Genomic DNA, 1,683 nt, shown 5'->3' with positions numbered 1-1,683 from the left:
TCCCTGTCATTCCGTCCCCGCATCGGTGTGCGGGGTGACATTACTTGACACGGAATCTGGGGTATGGATTCCCGCATGCGCGGGAATGACAGAGGAAGAGGGAATGACAGAGGGAATGACAGAGGGAATGACACAAAACGCGGCAAGCTGCGGGGAATTAACCCTACTATATGTAACTAAACTTCCAATTCTTACTTTCATAAGTTCCTCCTTTACAATCACCTAATTCAAAGATTAACATACCCTTAATTGAAAGAAAACTAAAATTTGACCTCAATGGCCTGCCTTTAATCTTTTATTTACATCACAAAATGGCTATACTAAGAATGTGAAAGCGATAATTGAGCTGATAAAAGGCAAAAATATCCCATATACACCCATCTGGTTTATGCGTCAGGCAGGCAGATACCTCAAATCCTATAGAAAAATGAGAGAAAAATATACATTCCTGGAGATGTGTGAAACGCCAGAACTGGCAGTAGAGGTTACACTGCAACCTGTAAAAGAATTGGATGTAGATGCTGCTATAATATTCTCTGACATTCTGCTTCCCCTACGGGCAATGGGACTGAAGGTCTACTTTACAGAGAAAGGACCATTTGTCTTCGGAGATGAAATTCGCAGCATAGATGTGGAAAAAATGTTATTTACAAGCAAAATCATGTGTATACTGAAGAAAGAGTTAACCGATAAAACCCTAATTGGATTTTGCGGTGCGCCGTTTACTTTGATGTCCTACATTATCGGACAGGGAAAGCCTGACGAAAATCATACAAAATACCTGATGTATAACCAAAAGGAAAAATTCAAAAACAAATTAGATATAATTACAGATTCAATGATAGAGTATTTAAAATTACAAAGCGAAGCAGATATGCTACAGATATTTGATACTCAAGCCTCAATCCTTTCTCCTTCAGATTGGGAAGAATTTAGCCTTCCGTATGTGAAAAAGATTATTTCTTTTTTTAAACAAAAAATACCTACTTCCTACTATGTAAATGGAATGAGCGGAATACTAAACATAGTAGAAGAAACAGGAGCAGATATCTTAAGCGTAGATTGGAGAATTGATATCAAAAACTGTAAAAATTCAAATAAGATTATTCAGGGAAATTTAGATCCATCAGCGCTTTTAGCAGAAAAAACTATCATAGAAGAAAAAGCAACATACATTATGAAAATGATGGAAGGCAAAAGACACATCTTTAATTTAGGAGGCGGCATTCTGCCCCAAACCGATGAAAACAAAGCAAAATTCTTAGTAAAGATGGTACATGGATGGGAAAAAGAGCCATAGTCCTACTTTCCTTCGGCGGACCGAAAAATGAAAAAGAGGTAAGAAGATTTCTATTCAACCTGTTTTTTGATAAACACATCATTCATCTCCCCTTAATCTTAAGGCTGCCTGTTGCTATTCTTTTATCCTCATTGAGACTTCCAAAAGCTAAAAAACATTACACTCTTATTAAAGGCTCGCCTATAATAGACAATGTGAATAAACAGTCAAAATTATTAAGACAGAGAATAAAAGATGATGTGTTTATGTGTATGAGATACAGCAGTCCCCGAGCAAAAGAAGTGGTAAAAAAAATAAAAGAGAAAGACATAAAAAATGTGATTTTATTTCCGTTGTATCCACACTACTCTAAAACAAAAGTGGGTTCATTTATAGATGATTTT

The 1,683-nt window shown here is 36.2% G+C and carries 3 protein-coding genes; all 3 read left to right on the top strand.

Features of this window, described 5'->3' with window-relative positions; all coding sequences use genetic code 11:
• Positions 1-226, top strand: a 226-nt coding sequence (locus tag J7J10_01680; protein MCD6129651.1) for a hypothetical protein, incomplete at its 5' end; no start/stop codon positions are given.
• Positions 227-328: 102 nt separating this feature from the next.
• Positions 329-1,300: a uroporphyrinogen decarboxylase gene (gene hemE / locus J7J10_01675; protein MCD6129650.1), complete on the top strand. Its 972-nt coding sequence runs from the start codon at positions 329-331 to the stop codon at positions 1,298-1,300.
• Positions 1,282-1,683: ferrochelatase (locus tag J7J10_01670; protein MCD6129649.1), on the top strand; the 402-nt coding region annotated here is incomplete at its 3' end. The genes hemE and J7J10_01670, both read left to right, overlap by 19 nt.

This window comes from Deltaproteobacteria bacterium, assembly GCA_021159305.1.
Taxonomy (GTDB): Bacteria; Campylobacterota_A; Desulfurellia; order JAGGSF01; family JAGGSF01; genus JAGGSF01.
The sequence above is the reverse complement of the archived record's forward strand: the minus strand, read 5'-3'. Positions and strand labels throughout refer to the sequence as shown.